Genomic DNA, 17900 nt, shown 5'->3' with positions numbered 1-17900 from the left:
ACTCACCAGAAAGGTGCACCTGCTTCTGCAGCGGATATGGCTTCGACACCCGAATCCTTGCAGTTCAGGGGCACCTTTTCTCATGTTCTAGAGCACAGCTACCGCCCCGGCTGAATAGCTGAGGTTAACGCGTCTGTCACCAGCCGCCATTTGGGTCGTGACGTGCGCAGTCATGCGTACGGCGGCGGGGTCCGGCACCTCGGTGACCTTGGCGATGGCTTCGGGGCCGGGTTCGACGTAGCGCATGGCGGTGCGGGTTTGCTGCGCGCCTCGTTCCGGTACGCCGCCCCGAGTCGGTCAACGCCCGGATCCGGCGGGCGGTCAAGGCCCGCGGCCACTTCACAACGAGTAGGCCGCGCTCAAGTGCGTCCACATGGCGATCATGAGCCTGGACCCGACCGGCAATGGCCGCAAACGCTGGATCACCCGCTGGAAAGCCGCCCTCAACGCCTCCGCCATCACCTTCGAAGGCCGCCTGACTCCGAAGATCCCTGCGCGGGTGTTGTGCTTCAGCCGGCGTGGTGCCGGTAACTGCCGGGCGGTGACCCGTACTGGCGTTTGAATGCATGGGTGAAGGTGTACTGCGAGCTGTAGCCGACCTGCTGGGCGATCGTGTTGACGGGGGCGTCGGAGGCGCGCAGGAGCCGGGCGGCGGTGGTCATCCGCCACCATGTCAGGTAGGTGAGCGGTGGCTGGCCGACCAGATGGGTGAACCGCCGGGCGAAGGCGGCGCGGGACAGGCGTGCCTGCGCGCCCAACTCCTCGACGGTCCATGGCCGGCTGGGGTCTGCGTGGATGGCGCGGAGTGCGGCGGCGACGGCGGGGTCGTGCAGGGCCGCGGCCCAGCCGGTGGCGGAGTGGCCGGAGACGCGCTGTTCTTCGAACCACGCGCGCAGGATGTAGAGCAGCAGAAGATCCAGCAGGGTGAGCAGGATGGTGTCGGAGCCCGGGCGGGCGTCGCTGTCCAGCTCCACACCGAGGAGTTCGACCGCGGCGCGGAGTTCCCTGTGGCGCCCTACCCGCGTCGGTAGGTGGATGACCTCGGGCAGGTCGTTCAGAAGCGGATGCGGCGCGGATCTGTCCAGGAGGTAGGCACCGCAGAGCATGACCACCGTCGGCGGCCGGTCGGCTGGCGTCTCGTCGTCGCGGCCGTCATGGACTCCGGTGAGCGTTGTGGGCGGCTCGCTCGCCGGGGTGGAGGGGTCGTCGGCCAGACCGTGTGCGGATCCGCGCGGCAGGAACGCCACGTCGCCCGGCCCGAGCGCGATCGGCTCACCCTGCGAGGGGAGAAGCCAGCACGTTCCCTGGAGAACGATGTGGAACCCGGCGGACGGCACCGGCGGGAACCGCTCGGCGAAGGGAGCGGACTTGGTCACCCGGCCCGAGTGGGGGCGACCGGTACGCGCCGCACTCACCACATCAGACAGAACATCCACGCAGCCAGTGTAACCAACGACGACCTCGGTGAAGACGATGACGCAAACTCTAGAGCGGATCACGCATTCGATCGTCTTGTGTCGGCGCCTTACTGTGCTGGTGGGCTGAGCAACCGCGCAGCTCCCATCGTGAGGAGATGACATGAAGATCGCCGTTTATGGCGCGAGTGGATACCAGGGAAAGCTCGTGCTCGCCGAACTGGCGCGACGCGACGTCGAGACGGTCCTGGCCGGACGTGATCTCGCGCGCCTGGAGGAGGCCGCCTCGGCGGTCGGCCTCCTCGACGCGGAACGACGCGTGGCCGACACCGGCGACCATGGGGCGCTGGTGCGCGCGTTCCGCGGCTGCGACGGCGTCATCAACTGCGCCGGACCCTTCACCTCGTCAGGTGAGGCCGTGGTCCGCGCCGCGATCGCCGCCGGCTGCCACTACGTCGACACCTCAGGCGAGCAGCTCTACATCAAGAAGATCTTCGACACCTTCACCACGGAGGCGGAGAACGCCGGGGTCACCGTCGTACCCGCCGCCAACGACGGCTGCGTCCCGGTAGACCTCCTGGCCCACATCCTGGCCGGCCGCCTTGAACCGGTCGAAGAGATCATCACCACCCACGTGATCGTCGGGGGCGGCGGCATGTCGCGCGGCTCGCTGCGCTCGCTGGTCGAAACGATCGACGCCATCAAGGCGGGAGGCATGGCCTACGACGACGGCGACTGGCGCCCCGGCATGCCCGCCCGCCACACCGCGATCAGGCTGCCCGGACAATCGGGGGCGACCCCGGTGATGGCCTTCCCTGTGCCGGAGGTGGTGACCATTCCCCGTCACATCCGCGTCCGGCATGTCGAGGGCCTGACCGAGGCGGCGTTGGGCGACCGGCTGAACATCCCGCTCACACCGGAGATCATCGAAAGCCTGCCCGAAGGACCCGATGAGGGCAGCCGCCGCACCCAGCACTTCACCTACGTGGTCGACGCCACCGGTACCGACGGCCGCCGCGCCCGCGGCGTCGTCCAGGGCCCCGACACCTACGGCACGACCGCGGTGATCGCCGTCGAAGGCGCCCGCCGTCTCATCGCCGACCCCGCCAAGCCGGGGGTACTCGCACCCGCCCAGGCCTACCACCCGACCGCCTTCCTCGACTTTCTCATCCCGCATGGGATCCAGTGGATCATCGAGGACGCGCCGGCAACCTGACGACGAGCCTTCTCGTTAACGGCAGGCGCCATCAGCAGCGCCCGCCGACAAAGGCCCTACGGCTGACAACCATGGAGATATTCCTTCTCAAGAGTGCATGGACGGGAGGCCGCATGACGCTGTTGCCGCCGAGGCCTCGGCTACCGGGCGTCACGTCGATGCCGTTGATCGGTTCGCGGGGTCCAGGGGCTCGTGAACGCAGGTCGCGGTGGATGGACGCCTCCGGTCATCGGCTGGGGCAGAGCACGGTCGCGGTGGCCTTGTTCATGGCGTCATTGACGGGTATGGCCTGCTGGTTGTCGATCTCAGCGTGGTGGATACGGCGAACTGGCGGCGGCCGTCGGAGGAGGTGTAGGTCACCGCCAGGAAGCCGGGGCCACTGCCAGATCACGGTGGTGAGCGCGAGGATGCGGGTCAGCACGCGAATGATGACGCCGGCAGGGGTACGGCCGCCGTGGCGTTCCAGGTCCAGCCGGCTCTTGAAGGTCTGGTTGATCGACTCGATGGTCTGGCGCAGTGGCTTGAACAGTGGTGCGCCGGGCCGCTCGGGCGGGCCGGGCGCAGCAGTCGCAGCTCACGCTCGGCGGGCTCCGATTCGAAGAGGCGGCCGTGGTAGTGCCGATCGGCGATGATCGTCTGGTCTGGATGAGCGGCCGGAAGACCTCCCGGCGGACCCCACAACGCGATGCGATGGGCCTCACACAGACCGAGAAGGACGTCGCGGACGTGATGATCTGGCTGCGCTGCAACCACGGGCGCGAGGTCAGCTACGCCGACATCGCCGCCGGCGTCAACTTCCGGAACGGTCACCGGCTGCGGCGGGCCGTCCGCGTCGTCCGCGTGATCGCGGCCAACCGGGGCGTCGCCCTGACGGCGAACTGCGAGCGGGGCAGCAGCCGGCCGCGGCCGTGCTGTTCGCCGTGGCGATCGCTCTGGCGAGCGTGGCCATGGTCCTCGATCCGCCACCGGGTTCCCGGCCCGGCCTGAACGCCGTCGTCTACGGCGGGGGTGCTGCTGTTCTCGATCGCCTACGCGTACTCCGCCGTGACGGCGACACCGCCAGGGACCCGACAACCCCCACGCCGCAAGGAGGCCACTTCATGAAGCTTGAGACGATGCGGTGCGCGTCCGACCTACGCGGTCTCACCCCTTGGGGAGGGTGAAGCCGCCTCGTAGTAGTCGGTCACGCGGTCATCGTGGTGCCTGACGCGACGTCAGGGTCGAACCCCGCCGCGTCCGGAGAGCGCGGCGGGGTTCGCGGTGACCTACTTGATGGCGTAAGCCTTGATCATGGTCTCGTCGAACGTGTTGCCGCCGGTGTCAGCGGCCTTGACGCGCAGCGACGCGTACTTGCCGCGCGAGCCGGCCGGGTGCCAGGTCTCGGCGGCGAAGGCGTCCTTGCCCGAGCGGTGCACCAGCGTCGGCAGCCAGGTGCGGCCGTCGTCGTAGGAGATCTCCACCGTGAGCTTGGTCACCTTGAGAGCGGGCGAGCCGTCCTGGCGCTGGATCTCCAGGGGGATGCGCATGTGGCCGACGGAGGCGTTGTTGCGGTCGTCCAGACGCGGACTGATCTTGACGGCCATCAGGGGCAGCAGCTGCTCCTCACCCGCCTTGGGGCTCTTCGACGTGAACCGCCACTCGGTGCTGATCTGCGTGTAGGGCTTCGACATGACCGTGCCGGCGGTCATGGTGAGCCGGTACTCCGTCTCCTTGGGGTCGTCGGGCACCTTGAAGAGGCTGTACCACAGCTCCTCCATCTCCTCGCCCTCGCGATAGAGCTTGATCTGGGCGTGCTCGGCGAGCAGGGTGCGGTCCGGCCTGCCGTTCTCCATCACCTGGGCGGAGAGCTCCAGCATGTTCTCCTTGCGGTAGGAATGGCCGCCGTTGTGGGTCAGTCCGACCGCGGCGGTGCCGAGGTTCCACCGGTCGGAGGTCTTGCCGGCGCGGTAGAAGGCGGTCTGGCCGAGGACGGCGCCTTCGACGTTGTCGTACTCGTCGCGTGGCACCGGCTTGTACTGGACGAAGGTCGGGGCCCAGCCGCTGTCGCCGGGCGTGTAGTACTCCGTCCGGTGGAAGGGGAGCGAGAACCGCGACACCGGGCCGTACGGCATCCACGGCACGACCGTGCCGTGGAGCACGGGCAGGGCCCAGTGCTCGCCCTGCCTGTCGTCCCGCTGAGCGCCGTACGTCGCGCCGACCTCGGCCAGGTCCTGGCGGCTCGGGCGGTAGCCGGGATCGGCGGGAATGCCCGGATCGGCCTTCATCAGGTGGTAGATGTACGGGCTGTCGTCGTAGGTGCCGTCGCCCTTCGGCTTGGCCCACTGCGTCCACCGGGCGAAGGCGAAGTTCTTGCTCACAGTGCGGTTCATGGGGATGGCCTTGAAGCCCTCGAGGCGGTCGGCTCCCAACGAGCCGGACAGGTCGAGGTCCACGCCAAGGGGCGAGCGGCATTCGGGGGTCTGACCGCAGTCGACGGACTGGAGCAGGCTGAGCATGCCGACGGCCAGCCGGGCCGTCGGCTCCTTCGTGCGCACGTCCACCGGCGTGGCCTTGCGGGCGTCCGAGGCGAAGGTGCGGTCGGCGTCGAGCGTGAACTCCGGGTCCGCGGCCATCACCGTCGTGCCGTCGTGGTCGAGCATGAGGGTGATGATCGAGTAGCGGCGGCCCTTGTCCAGCCGCAGATCGAGCGCACCCGTGGCGATGTCGTAGTTGACCTGCTTCTTGGTCTCGAGGTCGATCAGACCGGCGTAGGCGACCTTGGCCGGTTCGCCGTCCGAGCCGGTGAAGGACAGCTTGACCGCGTGCCGTTCCTGCATGACCCGCATGCCGATGCCGGTGCGCACGGAGACGTCGCCGCCCGTGGCGATGACCGTGCCGCTGTACATCCCGACCGCGTCGGCCTCGGCGGTCACCTCGACCTGCGCGGTGCCGTGCGCGGGTATCTCCACCGTGGTGGCGCTGAGCTTGAACGGCGTCACCGCGTTGCCCTGGCCGTCTTTGGCCGTCACGCTCAGGTCCAGCCGGACGGCGGCGTCGCCGTCGTTGCGGTAGGTGAGCGTACGCTTGGCGGGCGTGGAGTGGGGCAGCTCGGTCTCACCCATGCTGAGAGAGGCGGGCTCGGAGGTGACCTGCTGGGCGACGGCGCGGGCGACGTCCACCCGGCCGGTGCCCTGGACGTAGGCGCCCAGTTCGTCGCCCGGCGCGGTGGAGGCCATCAGCGCCGCCTTGATGCGGTCGGCCTTCCAGCCCGGGTGCAGGCCGGCGAGGATCGCCGCCGCTCCGGACACGTGCGGGGTGGCCATGGACGTGCCGCTCATGGGGGTGTAGGCCGGCGCGCCGTCCATCGGGAAGCCGGTGCCCTCGGCCCTGGCCGCGACGATGTCCGAGCCGGGCGCGATCAGGTCCGGCTTGACCGCCGCGTCGCCGACGCGGGGGCCGGTGCTGCTGAAGGTGGCCAGAGCGTCGTGGTCACGGTGGGAGGCGCCGACCGCGAGCGCGCGGTCCGCGGTCGCCGGCGAGCCGAGCGTCTGGGGGCCCTGGTTGCCGTTGTTGCCGGCCGCGACGACGAAGAGGGTGCCGTACTGCTCCGACAGGGTGTTGACGGCCTGCTCCAGCGGGTCGTCGCCGGGAATGTCGGGGGCGCCGAGGCTGAGGTTGGCGATGCGGGCGCCGTTTTGCGCCGCCCACGTCATGGCCTCGACGATGCTGGAGTCCGGGCAGGACCCGCTCTGGTCGCAGACCTTGGCGATCAGGAGCTTCGCGCCGGGAGCGACGCCCTTGAACCTGCCGTCCGAGGCGGCGCCGGAGCCGGCGATCGTGGAGGCGACGTGGGTGCCGTGGCCGTTGGTGTCGCGGACGTCGGGTTCGGTGGTGAAGTTCTCGGCCTTGGTGACCAGGCCCTGCAGGTCGGGGTGGTCGGCGTCGTAGCCGGAGTCGAGCACCGCGATGGTGACGTCCTTGCCCGTGTGGCCGGCCTCCCACGCCCGCGGCGCGCCGATGTGCGGGACGCTGACCTCGAGCGACAGCTTGGCCTTGCCGTCCAGCCAGATCTTCTCCGGTCCGGACGCCGCTCCGGCCTGCGCGGTCAGGGACTTCCACAGCGTCCCGGCGCCGGTGCGCGGCTCGCTCTGCGCGGCACCGTTGATGGCGGGCAGCGGGCGCCCGCCCGCGACGCGCGGCGCGGCGGTGCCCGCGGGGTAGGTCACGATCAGCGGGAGCGCCGGGCTGGCCGCGTCGTCGTAGCCGAAGGCGGCGAGCTGGGTGACGTTGAACAGCCGGGGGTCCAGCCGGCCGGCGGCCAGCAGGGGCATGGCGTCCGCGGGGACGATGCTGAGTCCGTCCTCACCCCGGCGGTGGATGAAGTCGACCTTTTCCCTGCCGGGGCCCGGCTTCACGATGAGCTGGTCCTGCCGCGTGGGGAACGGCCGAAGGGTGACCTTGTCGCCGGTGATGAGGGTGATCGTCTTGGGCGGTCCAGCTTTCGCGTCGGCTTGCCCCGCCTGAGTAGGGGGCGGGGTAGGAGCAGGGGTCGCCTGGGCCGGCGTGGCGGCCGCTGCCAGGGCCGTGATCGCCATGCCGACGAGGGCGGTTTTCTGTAGCACGACGTTGATTCTTAACCGGTTCTAAACCATGAGGACAAGGAAAATTGCTGTCCTGTTGCGGCGCGCGCCGGATCCGGCCAGGATCGTAGGCATGTTGGACGACGACCCGGCGCTGGAAATCGTGGGAATCACCGCGTTCGAGGAGCGCGTCCATCGCGCGGTGCTCGCCTCTCCCGGCATCACCCTGCAGGAACTCCTCCTGAGGAGCGGGGAGAGCGCGGGCCGCATCCAGTCCGCGCTGGCCAAGCTCCGCGCCAAGGGCCTGGTCACCCGAGTGACGGGCCGCTCGCCCCGCTGGACGGCGACGAACCCCGGGACCGCGCTCCGGTCGCTGGCGCGCGGCGTGCTGAACGATCTGGAACGGCTGGCCGACACCGCCGACGCGCTGGAGGTCGCCTTCCAAACGATCGGCCAGGACCCGGAGGAAGCCGGTCACTTCGAGGTCCTGGCCGGCCCGGAGCAACTCACCCGCTGGTACGTCCGGCTGCAGCAGGAGGCCGAACACGAGGTGCTGATCTTCGATCGGCCGCCGTACGTGCTGGACTACCGCAACCCGCTGCAGGACGCCCGCCTGCGCGACGGCGTCCGCTACCGGACCATCTACGCGCCGGAGGCGTTCCAGCACGCGGGGGCGCTCGACCAGTTGGACGACATGCTGGAGTCGGGTGAGCACGCGCGGGTCCTGCCGGGGCTGCCGTTCAAGATGGTGCTCATCGACAGGCGGCAGGCGATCATGCCGCTGCACCTGGACCCGCCGCTGACCCGCAGCGTGCTGATCAGGGGATCCACCATGGTCGTGGCCCTGGTCGAACTGTTCGAGCGTCTGTGGCGGGAGGCGGTGCCGATGTACCCGCGGCCCGCGGACGCGCCTGGCGCGCCGGAACCGGCCGACGAGCCGGGCCAGGGTGAGGACCAGCAGTTGGCGGAGCTCAGTGTGGAGGATCGCCGGCTGCTGGCGCTGCTCGCGGCCGGGCTCAAGGACGACGCCATCGCCCGCCAGCTCGGCATGAGCCCGCGCAGCCTCCGCCGCCGCCTGCGTCCTCTCATGGACGCGCTCAGGGCCGAGACCCGCTTCCAGGCGGGCGCCGAGGCCCACCGCCGGGGCCTGGTGTGAATCGTGGTGGAACGAACCAACCGGGCACGGGCCACGGCGGGCTGAACGGGCGGCCGCCACCGGAAGCTCCAGCTCGCACGCGCCCGGCCGGGCCTGGCCTGGCCTTCCGGGCCTACCGTCCAAGACCATGACCGAGTCGGTTCAAGCTGCTCGGCGGCTTCCACGTCCCCGCCGACGGGCTCGCCGCGGCCGTCGCGTGCGGCCAGGCGCCGGCACCAACTGGCTGGTCACCCGGCACCAGGACGTCCGGAGTGTGCTCACCGATCCGCGGATGAGCTCCGATCGTCGCCGACCGGGCTTCCCGCGCCTCATCGTCGGTCAGCGCCCCGCCTCAAGCGTGTCCATGTCCCTGATCGGATGGATGCGCCGCAACACACCAAGGCCCGGCGCGCCGTGCTCGGCGAGTTCACCCTGCGGCGCACCGAGGCGCTGCGCCCGCGCGTGCAGCAGATCGTGGACGACTGCATCGAGAAGATGCTCGCCGCGCCTCGCCCGGTCGATCTGGTCGAGGCGCTGTCGCTGCCGGTGCCCTCCCGGGTGATCTGCGAGTTGCTCGGCGTGCCCTACGCCCGACCACGACTACTCGGCAACGGTCATCTCCAGACAGCGCTGGTGGCGCTTGCCCCAGCGGTCATCTACGAACGAAGGGAAGATCAACACGCCACACCGTCTGACGCCTGACGAGTTACGGCAGATCAGTCCGTCGCTTCGCGGACGTCCTTTCCCTGCTCGGCGAACGCCTTGAAGTCCTCCATGTGCTGTTGCGACTGCTTGCGGAAGGCGCCGGGCATCAGAAGTCCCACCAGCTTCATCAGAAAGCCGCTGAACCGGTATTCGTTCTCGCACTCCCAGAGCGTCGTTTCGGGGCCGGCTTCGGTCAGCCGATCGCGCGCGGCGCTCCACATGCCCTCGCCGACGATCTCGCGCTCGAAATAGACGACGCTCGTTTTCGGGATTTCGCGCAGGTCTGCCGGTTCCCGGCGTGTGATGGTCTCGGTGCCCTCGAACTTCCGCTGGCCCATCTGCATCACCACCCGCGACTTGGTGCCGGGCTGCCCGTGCTCCCCGCTCAGCGGCTCGTGCAGCACCAGGCCCCGCAGCCATTTCGGCATGTGTGCCGGGTCGGCGAGCAACTGGACCGCCTTCTCCCGCGGCAGGGCGATCTCGATGGAGACGGTGTATTTCATGGGCACATCATTCTTTTCCTGCCAGGTGTGGGGCAACGTGCTTTTGTACTGCTCGTCGTGCTCCTCGGCTGAGGGCACTGCATTCTGTGTCCGTAAAGTACAGGGCAGACGTGTGATCTGCGGTTGGGCGCCAGAGGGTGCGTTCACTGGCCGAGGTCGACCTGGCCGCCACGCCGGCCGCTCGCGAGCGGTGGGCGCTCTTCGTCGACACCGACCCGCCGGGCACGCCGCCCACCGGCATCGATTCCGGGCGTTTCGACACGGGATCGTGGATGCGCTGCCCTTGCTCGGCCTTGCCGACGGGGTCGCTCTGGGAGGAGCAGGGCGAGGGCGCGCCGAGCCGCGATGACGGTGGCAGCCGAGCTCCCGTTCGTTCAATTGCCGAAACCCGGCCGCGTCACTGGCCTTGATCGTCGTCCTGCTCAGGCGGCGCACTCCAGGCAGATCTGCTGATCGTCTCGCCCAGCGGCGCGCTGGCTGCGGTGGTGCACCAGGAAGCAGCGCGAGCAGGTGAACTCGTCCGCCTGGGGCGGGATCACCCGCACGGACAGCTCTTCGTCCGACAGATCGGCGCCAGGCAGTTCGATCGGCTCGGCCGGGTCGGTCTCGTCGACGTCGAGGCTGCCGGACGAGGCATCGGCGCGGCGGGCCTGGAGTTCGGCAAGACTGTCCTCCCGCGGGTCGTCGTCGGTCTTGCGGGGGCTGTCGTAGTCGGTCGCCATGGTGGTCTTTCCTCCTCATCTACGTGTCGGCGCGGGGCCGCTGGTCGTGTGTCCGATCCGCCGGAGATTCCCGTTCGTTGCCCACACGAATCCACAACGAACCATCAACTTCCAGACGGCCAGGAAGACGCATGGCAGGTCCGCGCCTCGCAGGCTGGCGGGCCATCACGAGGGTCGGCGAGAGCGGCCTCGCCGACGCACGCTTCGCCCAGCGGCTGTGAGCCGACCTGGCCGTGCTCATTCGAGCGTTCTGCACCCTGCTGAGCCTGGACCCGGTAGGCAGGGTGGAGGCCGCATGCCATGGTCGGGCGCTACAACCGGACATGGTCGCCGACCGCCTGCACCGGCTGCGGTCTCCGATCCCCGCGCTGCCCGACTTTCGTCGGTACCGGTTGGTTCACCGCGCCAGAACGATGGAGCCATGATTGATTTCCGGACGGCCTGGCGATTGTCCGGCCAGAGGTCTTACGCGAGCCGAGCGGCGTGCTTTCGCGGATGCTGTTGTGCAGCGCGCCGGCGGTCGGGCTCGCCCTGTTCGTGGCACCGCTGGCCACCGCCCACGATAGCCCGGTTGACACGGTGGCGATCGATCGATGCGTCCCGGCGTACCTGAACCGCAACGGTATCCCGGGCGCGGCGGTCGCCGTCGTGTCCCGGGACGGTGTCGTGCACGTCGCGGGCTATGGCCGCGACTCCGACGGCGCCGACGTCACGGAGGACACGGCGTTTCCCGTGGCCTCGGTGAGTAAGTCTTTCACTGCCGTAGCGGTGCTGCGGCTCGTCGAGCAGGGCACCGTACGGTTGGACGACCCGGTCGTGACGTACCTGCCCGAGTTCGCCATGGCCGATCCACGCGCCCGGCAGATCACGGTGCGAAACCTGCTGGCCCAGACCTCCGGGCTCGACGACCGCCGCGCGCCCGCTGATCCGGCCGAGTCGCTGCGGCAACGGGTGTCCCAACTGGCTGGCGTTCGGTCCGTTAGGGATGCGGGCCAGCGCCACCGTGGACACCGCAGCGCGGTTTCCTCGCTCCGGGCACATCCGGGTCTTCGGGATAGCGGTCCCGGCGCCGGCGCCGACGGCGTTCGTCAACGGGTCGCAGGGGGTCGTGACGACCGCCGCGGCCATGGGCCGCTGGTTAGCGCGCATCTCAACGAGGGCGTCGGGTCTGACGGTGGGCGGGTGCTGTCGGCCGGGTCGATCCACGTCGCCCACAGGCCCACCGCCCGTAGCCCGGAGTACGCGATGGGGTGGATCGCGGACGATCCCGGCGAGCTGTCGCACAGCGGCGGCAATCCCACATTCATGGCCGAGCAGACGCTGCTCCTGCGGGACGCCTTCTGCTACAGGTGACGGTCGGGATCACGGTCGGGCTCGTGGCGGTCCTGATCTACATCGCCTTCTCGCAGGTGACCTCGACTCGGCCGGCTGACACCACCACCGGCGCGCCCGCAGCCACGCGCTGCGGGCGCGTCCGTTGCACGATCGTGAGATTCGTGACCTCCCCGGTTCGGTCTGTCCGGGTCACCCTTTGACTCAGGGGGCCACAGCAGAAACGGGGCAACTTTCATGATTCCTGGTTTATCGCGCCTCTTGGTGAAGGCGCTGGTTCTCGCGCTCGCCATGGCGACGCTCACAGCGGTGCCCAGTCACGCGGCCACCGTGACGGCCACGCTCACGATCAGGGCGCACGAGTGGGCGTACGTCTCCTCATCCGAGCCGGACACGCCCCACTACAAGGAGTGGGGCGCCGCCACGGTCGGCCTGCAGGGCACCTACACCGAGGCGGCACAACCCGAATCGGTGCGGCGCTCGTTCTTCGGCTATGACGTCTCCGCCATCCGCGGCAGGACCGTCGTCAAGGCCGAGCTGACCATCTGGCCCTACGACCACACCTGCGACAACCAGATCGTGGGCTTCACCCTGTGGGAGACCGGGCCGATCGACAGGCGCACCACCTGGGAGAAGCAGCCGGACTGGATCAGGGAGCAAGGAGGCACCTTCATCCCCTGGCAGCCGTGCTCGCAGGAGGAGGCCTACTGGCCCTTCGTGATGCAGCCGACGGCGGCCGTGACCGACGCCGTGGCGAGCGAGAGCGGGCTGGTCACCTTTGGGATCCGATCGTTCGACGAAACCCATCCGGCGGGCCGGCTGCTACTTGACCACAGTCCCGAGCTGCGCATCACCTACGAGTTCGACAGGCGGAGCTCCGGGCCGAAGGATCCATGGCTCCCCGTCGCGGATCTGCAGCCCGCGGCCTGGGCCTACGTCGAGTCCCGGCACAGGAAGGCGCCGCACTGGAGCACCGGGGAGCCCGCACCCGTCGGCTCGCCGGACGGACACCGCCGCCACAGGTCCTTCTTCCGCTTCGACCTGTCGTCACTGGCCGGGCACCGGATCGATCAAGTACGGCTGGAGGTGCCGCGCGCCGACACCTGCCGTCCGGGTGAGCTGCCCGTCCAGTTCTGGGAGACCGGGGAGATCAGCGAAGAGACCACCTGGCACCGGCAGCCGGCGTGGCTCCGCAAGATGGACACCTACACCTGGCAGGCGTGCGAGTACGACGGCGCCACGTTGTTCATGGACGTGACCGAGCCCCTCAAACAGGCCTGGCAGGCCGGGCAGACGACGGTGACCATCGGCCTGCGCTCCGCGGCCGAGAAGGACCCGCTCGGCTGGTATCTGCTGGCCAACGCCCCTCTGCTCCGTGTCAGTCATCTACCGCCATTGCGCAAACCCACCGATCTGGTCACCGACAATTCCGGCTACCCGGGCCCGTCCGGTCCGATCGGTCCCTTCGCCTGTGTGCGTGGTGAGGACAGGCCCTACATTCCGTACCGGCCCCGGCCGGAGGCGAACGTTCCCGGCGGTGCCGGGTGGCGGTGGGCCCGCTGGCAGTGGGAGACGCTGGACGGGCAGCTGGACCATGAGGAACGCAACGGGCCCGGGGGGCCCTTCAGGGCTTACGGGCCGAGACACGGCGAGGACGGAGTCGCCTATCGGTGGCGGGTGCGCTCGGAGGACCAGTACGAGCAGGTCAGCGAGTGGAGCGACTGGTGTGAGTACGTCGTCGACACCACCGCACCCAACCGGCCGCCCACGGTTTCCGGCACGCCGTACTCGCATGACCAGCCGGCGGGTGGCCCGGGCGTGCCCGGGCAGTTCACCTTCGGGCCCAACGGGGTGACCGACGTGGCCGGCTACTACTACCAGATCACCGGCACGTTGCCCTGGACCTGGGTGCCCGCCGGCCCCGACGGAACTGCCACCGTGACGTGGACGCCGCCCAACGCCACCCGCTACCAGCTGGTGGTGATGAGCGCGGACCGGGCCGGCGGCAGGTCGCCGGACAGCACCTACCACGACATCGTGGTGACACCCGGGACATGAACGGTCGCCGGGGCCGCTCCTGCGCCCCCGGCGACGGTCCTCGACCGAGCGGGACCGGCAAGACCTCGCCGACCTGATCAACCCGTTCGCGCACCAGGAAACCGACCCCGAGCGGCAGTTGACCGTCATCGAAGCGCCCGGAACCCTGGACCTCGTGCCCTGAGGGAGTCACTGGTCAAGGCGTCCAGCCAAAGTGCCCTGATGAAAATGGATGCGCCAGCCAGTCTCCGTCAGGCGCCATAGAGAGCTCCGCCATGCCCGGCGCCCCCGATGGTCAGCAAAGTACGTCAGGTGAACGATGCCCTGAGCCAGCACGACCCCCGACATCTTGCTGACCGTGACCGGCGGCTCCGGAGCCACCGATCCCTCCATCATCGTGAGGATTGACTCCGCGTCCCACCAGCGTCCTGAGGCTCCGATCTCAGTGAACTCCGGGTCCAGAAGCTCCCGACAAGGGCCGGAGAAGCACGCGCCTCAGGATCGAGAAGCCGCGACTCACCATCGATGGCCGCGTCCACGGCACGGCCCGGTGGGTCGGGTTGGGCGGGAGCTGATGACCGGCGTCCCCCGAGACCAGTCCACGTCATCGACACCACAGGCTGCGCTCGCTCCTGTGGGAGAGCTTGCCGACGACCCTTCTGTAGATCCCTCCGGTAAGAGTCTTTCAACTGTTCTACACCCGTTCTGCAAGGGGGCCGCCGGACGCTGGTTCCTCGCTTCGGAGGGGAAATCGCATGTACGCATCCAGGGGAGGGATCCTGGCCACGCTCGCCGCCCTGCTGGCGATGGTGCTGGGCGTCTCGTCCTGCACGATGGCCACCCGGGTCGTGCCCATCGTGCTGACCGCCGTGGACGTCCTCGGGGACGATCCGTTCTTCGAGACCGGCGCGGAGAACCTCATGAACGTCATCGCGGGAGCCGGCGGTGCTGTGGACGGGGACCGCGCGGGCCTCTACGGCGGGACGACCAGATCGACCCAGTGCTCGAAGAAGAAGCTCATCGAGTTTCTCAACAACAATCCGAAGAAGGCCAGGGCGTGGGCGGAAGCGCTCGACATGGACGTAGCCGACATACCTGCTCATGTCGGCGCGCTCACCTCTGTCGTGCTGCGGCGCGACGTGCTCGTGAAGAACCACGGATACCGCAAGGGCAAGAGCAAGGCCTTCCACGCCCTGCTCCAGGCGGGCATCGCGGTCCTCGTGGACAGGACGGGAACGCCCGTCGTCAAGTGCGACTGCGGGAACCCGCTGCTTCCGCCCGACGGCGACGTGGACATCGACCGGGCGAAGTACAAGGGCCAGAAATGGAAGCACTTCTCGAAGAAGAGGGTGACCGTGGTCGAGGCGGGGGAGGAGCAGCCTGCGATCAAGCTCGCCCAGCTCGATCCCGCCACCGGCCAGGAGACCGGCAAGGAGTTCGACCGGCCAACCGGCACAGAGGGCGCGCAGGACGGCACACCGACACCCACGCCCACGCCCACGCCGGATCTGAAGGACACGCCCACCCCGTGCGTCGCGTCCACCGACCCGCGGGTAACCACGCCCAGCCCGTGCGTGGAGACCTCGGAGCCCACCGACGACCCGACCGACGACCCGACCAACGACCCGACGGACGACCCGACGGACGCCCCGACGGACGACCCGACCAGCGACCCGACGGACGACCCGGCAGTCTCAGGTTCGCCGTCTACGAATCCCAGCACCTGACGGCGTCAGTGGTGAGCGCGCGGTGGACGGCGCCGGTCGGGGCCTCCCATCCGTGAATCGACCTGACGGTTGGGAGGTCTCCGCAGTCGTCAGCCGCGCGGTTCCACAACGGCTCGCGAGGGTCACCCCGAGCGGTCAGGGCCGGCGATGAGCCACCCCGCGATCGACCGGCAGTACCTGATCTGCGCTCAGGCGTATGAACGCGGCAACGCCCGCAGCGCCATCGGCGCCGAATGGGAGGAAACCTTTCGGCGGCTGGAGAATCAGGTCACTTCCGGTTCCGGTGGACGATCTCCTTGTCGCCCTTGCCGGGATACGCCATGATCAGCAGCCGCTGCCCACTCTGCGCCTCGCCCTTCCAGGGGAACCAGGCGTAGTGCACGCGGATGCGGTAGTGCCCCTTGCGCCCGTTGAGGGCGAGGTTGGGCAGCTCGGTGCCGCTGAGGCTGTCGTAGAGCACGATCTCGCCGCCCGGGCTGTAGTAGCCGACCTCGACCACCTTGTCCCAGCCCTTGGTCTCGACGGGCGGCCGGCGGGTGTAGGTCTCCAGGGTGACGCAGAGGTCGAAGTCGGGGTGGGTCATGACGGCCAGGATGCCGCGCGCGGAGGAGACCAGCCCGTTGCCGGGGTCCATGTCCGGCTCGGTCTCCTCCTCTCCTTCCCCCTCGTACGTCTGCAGCACCCCGTAGTCGGTCCACTGCGGCTCCTTCATCCGGATCGCCCGGGCCGGCTTGGTGCGTGGGCGGTGGCGCGGCGTGGCGTCGCACATGGCTTGGGAGTCGGCCTGTATCGCCGCGATCTCCTGGTCCTGCTTGGCCTTCGTGGCCTGGACGATGGTGGTGGCGCTGGGACAGATGCCGGCCAGTGGATAGGTGAGGGACGCGCGGTCGGTCTTCAGCCGGGCCAGCTCCGGTGGGTCGTTGCGGGTGTGGACGCCGCACAGGTGGCGGCCGTAGGCGAGCACGACCTGGTCGGGCGTGGTGTCGGGGAACACGTGCAGGTTCTGTGCGCCGTGCTCGCTGCGCAGGGAGCACACGAACTTCTGCTCGGCCGTCAGCTCGCGCGGCTCCGCCTCGCTGATGTCGATCTTCCACCGCTCGGGCATGTCGCAGTCCGTGACGGGGCCGCGGGCCTTGTCCGCTGTGGGCAGCAGGCACAGGGCCACGGCCGAGGCGAGCCCCGCCAGGAGGACGTGGTGGCGGACGCGGTGGGCGGGCGGGGCGCCGTACAGGAGGAGCAGGATGAGGCCGGAGGCGGTGAGCGCGAGGGCGTACCAGAGCGGGGAGATACCGGGGGAGAGGAGCTGGGCGCCCTCGTAGGGGACGGTGGCGCCCCGCTCGACGTAGAGGCTTTCCGGGTAAAGCCACAGCTCCCCGAAGAAGGTGGAGTGCTCCGAGGTGAGCGCGCTCACGGCGCCGGCCCCGCCCAGCAGGAACAGGCTCAGCGTCGTGGCGCGCAGTAACGTGCGCGTCCGCCGCCGCACGGCGACCAGGATCAGCACCGCCGGCGCGCCGACGCCGACGAGGAGGTCGAGCGCGAACCAGTACGCGGTGGCCTCCGGCCCGGTGTACTCGCGTACCGCGTCGCTCAGCACGTTCTTCGGTCCGAGCCAGAACGGCACTCCCTGCGTGAGGTTGACGGCCGCGGGGACCAGCGGGAGCACGATCGCCACGGCCGGCAGCGGCCACCACCTGGCGCGCGCCCGCACGGGCTCCGTCCGGGGCACGGGAGGCTGGAGCGTGCCCAGGTCGTGTGCGGACCGCGCCCACCAGACCAGCGAGAAGACCGAAACCGCGCCCAGGAGCGAGGGCATCAGTAGCTTCCACGCCACCGCGTCCGAGCCGCCGAACGCCACGATCGAGACCGAGCCGGACGACAGGAGCGAGAAGAAGACCGCGATCACGCCGGCCCGTACCGTCGCGCCGCTCCAGCGCGGATCCCGCGCCTGCGCCACCAGCAGTGACACCAGCCACACCGACCACAGGACGTCCAGCGTCCAGGTCCAGTTCTGCCCGGCGAAGAGGTAGTTGCCCGTCTGGTACGCGATGGTGGTGGCGACGTTGTGCACCGCGCTGAGGGTGCCGGTCACGAGCATGAGCACCCGTGGCCATCGGCGGGTGCTCCCCCGCAGCACGCGGAAGAACAGCCATATCACCACGAGTTCGATCACATCGGCGACCAGCGACATCCACCACAGGTAGGGGATCGGCAGTTGCCAGGTCAGGACGTACACGACCATGGCGTAGAGAGCGACCCGCAGCAGTCGCACCTCCCGGCCGTGCCGTGCCGGTTCCCCGCGCAGCCGCCCGCGCAACACCTCCCGGTACGCCCACGCCTGCACCGCCGCGATCGGCACCAGCAGGGCGGGCAGCCACGGCCACGCCCGGATCTCGTCCGCCGTGTATCCGTCCGGGTCCGCGACGACTCTCCACAGAGGGACGAGGTCGCCGGTGACCAGTCCGACGACGGCGAGGACGATCACGGCGGCCAGGTAGAGGGCCGCGAAGCCGGCGGCGAGCCGGCCGAAACGATGGCGGCGCATGAGGCAC

The 17900-nt window shown here is 69.5% G+C and carries 13 protein-coding genes and 3 pseudogenes; 8 read left to right on the top strand and 8 right to left on the bottom strand.

Annotated elements, in window-relative coordinates; all coding sequences use genetic code 11:
• Positions 1–290: 290 nt before the first annotated feature.
• Positions 291–475, top strand: a pseudogene (locus ACBJ59_RS61765) (IS256 family transposase); the annotation flags it as partial.
• Between the two features lie 34 nt (positions 476–509).
• On the opposite strand, the gene ACBJ59_RS61760 reads toward ACBJ59_RS61765, so the two are convergent.
• A complete protein-coding gene (locus tag ACBJ59_RS61760; RefSeq protein ID WP_375119219.1) occupies positions 510–1436 on the bottom strand; it encodes an AraC family transcriptional regulator in 927 nt (308 codons plus the stop codon).
• Positions 1437–1578: 142 nt separating this feature from the next.
• Here ACBJ59_RS61760 and ACBJ59_RS61755 point away from each other — a divergent pair, with 142 nt between their 5' ends.
• On the top strand, positions 1579–2631 hold the full coding sequence (locus tag ACBJ59_RS61755) for a saccharopine dehydrogenase family protein (RefSeq protein WP_375119218.1): 1053 nt from the start codon (positions 1579–1581) through the stop codon (positions 2629–2631).
• A gap of 226 nt (positions 2632–2857) precedes the next feature.
• Here the strand turns inward: ACBJ59_RS61755 and ACBJ59_RS61750 are convergent, their stop codons facing one another.
• Positions 2858–3052, bottom strand: coding sequence for a hypothetical protein (locus ACBJ59_RS61750; RefSeq protein WP_375119217.1), 195 nt, complete (start codon positions 3050–3052; stop codon positions 2858–2860).
• A 269-nt stretch (positions 3053–3321) separates the two neighbouring features.
• Between ACBJ59_RS61750 and ACBJ59_RS61745 the strand changes: the two genes are divergently transcribed.
• Complete coding sequence (locus ACBJ59_RS61745) at positions 3322–3618, top strand: hypothetical protein (protein ID WP_375119216.1); 297 nt, start codon at positions 3322–3324, stop codon at positions 3616–3618.
• Positions 3619–3896: 278 nt separating this feature from the next.
• Here ACBJ59_RS61745 and ACBJ59_RS61740 read toward each other — a convergent pair whose 3' ends face one another.
• Positions 3897–7232, bottom strand: a complete 3336-nt coding sequence (locus ACBJ59_RS61740) for a S8 family serine peptidase (protein WP_375119215.1) — start codon at positions 7230–7232, stop codon at positions 3897–3899.
• 91 nt (positions 7233–7323) lie between these two features.
• Between ACBJ59_RS61740 and ACBJ59_RS61735 the strand changes: the two genes are divergently transcribed.
• Both ACBJ59_RS61735 and ACBJ59_RS61730 read left to right on the top strand, forming a co-directional pair.
• The gene (locus ACBJ59_RS61735; RefSeq protein ID WP_375119214.1) at positions 7324–8346 is read left to right on the top strand and encodes a TrmB family transcriptional regulator; all 1023 of its coding nucleotides are present in this window, start codon (positions 7324–7326) and stop codon (positions 8344–8346) included.
• 357 nt (positions 8347–8703) lie between these two features.
• On the top strand, positions 8704–9027 hold the full coding sequence (locus ACBJ59_RS61730; protein ID WP_375119213.1) for a hypothetical protein: 324 nt from the start codon (positions 8704–8706) through the stop codon (positions 9025–9027).
• 14 nt (positions 9028–9041) lie between these two features.
• Here the strand turns inward: ACBJ59_RS61730 and ACBJ59_RS61725 are convergent, their stop codons facing one another.
• Together ACBJ59_RS61725 and ACBJ59_RS61720 are read right to left on the bottom strand one after the other, a co-directional pair.
• Positions 9042–9533: an SRPBCC family protein gene (locus ACBJ59_RS61725; RefSeq protein ID WP_375119212.1), complete on the bottom strand. Its 492-nt coding sequence runs from the start codon at positions 9531–9533 to the stop codon at positions 9042–9044.
• 422 nt (positions 9534–9955) lie between these two features.
• A complete protein-coding gene (locus ACBJ59_RS61720) occupies positions 9956–10255 on the bottom strand; it encodes a DUF4193 domain-containing protein (RefSeq protein WP_375119211.1) in 300 nt (99 codons plus the stop codon).
• A gap of 495 nt (positions 10256–10750) precedes the next feature.
• Between ACBJ59_RS61720 and ACBJ59_RS61715 the strand changes: the two genes are divergently transcribed.
• Both ACBJ59_RS61715 and ACBJ59_RS61710 read left to right on the top strand, forming a co-directional pair.
• Entirely contained in the window at positions 10751–11608 is an 858-nt protein-coding gene (locus ACBJ59_RS61715) for a serine hydrolase domain-containing protein (protein ID WP_375119210.1), read from the top strand.
• Between the two features lie 243 nt (positions 11609–11851).
• Positions 11852–13645 (top strand): hypothetical protein, encoded by a 1794-nt coding sequence (locus ACBJ59_RS61710; RefSeq protein WP_375119209.1) that lies wholly within the window; start codon positions 11852–11854, stop codon positions 13643–13645.
• A gap of 168 nt (positions 13646–13813) precedes the next feature.
• Here the strand turns inward: ACBJ59_RS61710 and ACBJ59_RS61705 are convergent, their stop codons facing one another.
• Positions 13814–14065 (bottom strand): DUF4440 domain-containing protein, encoded by a 252-nt coding sequence (locus ACBJ59_RS61705; RefSeq protein ID WP_375119221.1) that lies wholly within the window; start codon positions 14063–14065, stop codon positions 13814–13816.
• Between the two features lie 314 nt (positions 14066–14379).
• Here ACBJ59_RS61705 and ACBJ59_RS61700 point away from each other — a divergent pair.
• Positions 14380–15018, top strand: a pseudogene (locus ACBJ59_RS61700) (DUF6777 domain-containing protein); the annotation flags it as partial.
• 236 nt (positions 15019–15254) lie between these two features.
• Here the strand turns inward: ACBJ59_RS61700 and ACBJ59_RS61695 are convergent.
• Positions 15255–15347, bottom strand: a pseudogene (locus tag ACBJ59_RS61695) (hypothetical protein); the annotation flags it as partial.
• Between the two features lie 272 nt (positions 15348–15619).
• Positions 15620–17893: a hypothetical protein gene (locus ACBJ59_RS61690; protein ID WP_375119208.1), complete on the bottom strand. Its 2274-nt coding sequence runs from the start codon at positions 17891–17893 to the stop codon at positions 15620–15622.
• Positions 17894–17900 lie beyond the last annotated feature (7 nt).

Source organism: Nonomuraea sp. MTCD27, from assembly GCF_041950495.1.
Lineage (GTDB): Bacteria > Actinomycetota > Actinomycetes > Streptosporangiales > Streptosporangiaceae > Nonomuraea.
The sequence above is the reverse complement of the archived record's forward strand: the minus strand, read 5'-3'. Positions and strand labels throughout refer to the sequence as shown.

Bases quoted from the DNA above. Each gene is read 5' to 3' on its own strand.
- ACBJ59_RS61755 (WP_375119218.1), top strand. From the start codon at position 1,579: ATGAAGATCGCCGTTTATGGCGCGAGTGGATACCAGGGAAAGCTCGTG.
- ACBJ59_RS61745 (WP_375119216.1), top strand. From the start codon at position 3,322: ATGGGCCTCACACAGACCGAGAAGGACGTCGCGGACGTGATGATCTGG.
- ACBJ59_RS61735 (WP_375119214.1), top strand. From the start codon at position 7,324: ATGTTGGACGACGACCCGGCGCTGGAAATCGTGGGAATCACCGCGTTC.
- ACBJ59_RS61730 (WP_375119213.1), top strand. From the start codon at position 8,704: ATGGATGCGCCGCAACACACCAAGGCCCGGCGCGCCGTGCTCGGCGAG.
- ACBJ59_RS61725 (WP_375119212.1), bottom strand. From the start codon at position 9,533: ATGAAATACACCGTCTCCATCGAGATCGCCCTGCCGCGGGAGAAGGCG.
- ACBJ59_RS61720 (WP_375119211.1), bottom strand. From the start codon at position 10,255: ATGGCGACCGACTACGACAGCCCCCGCAAGACCGACGACGACCCGCGG.
- ACBJ59_RS61715 (WP_375119210.1), top strand. From the start codon at position 10,751: ATGCTGTTGTGCAGCGCGCCGGCGGTCGGGCTCGCCCTGTTCGTGGCA.
- ACBJ59_RS61690 (WP_375119208.1), bottom strand. From the start codon at position 17,893: ATGCGCCGCCATCGTTTCGGCCGGCTCGCCGCCGGCTTCGCGGCCCTC.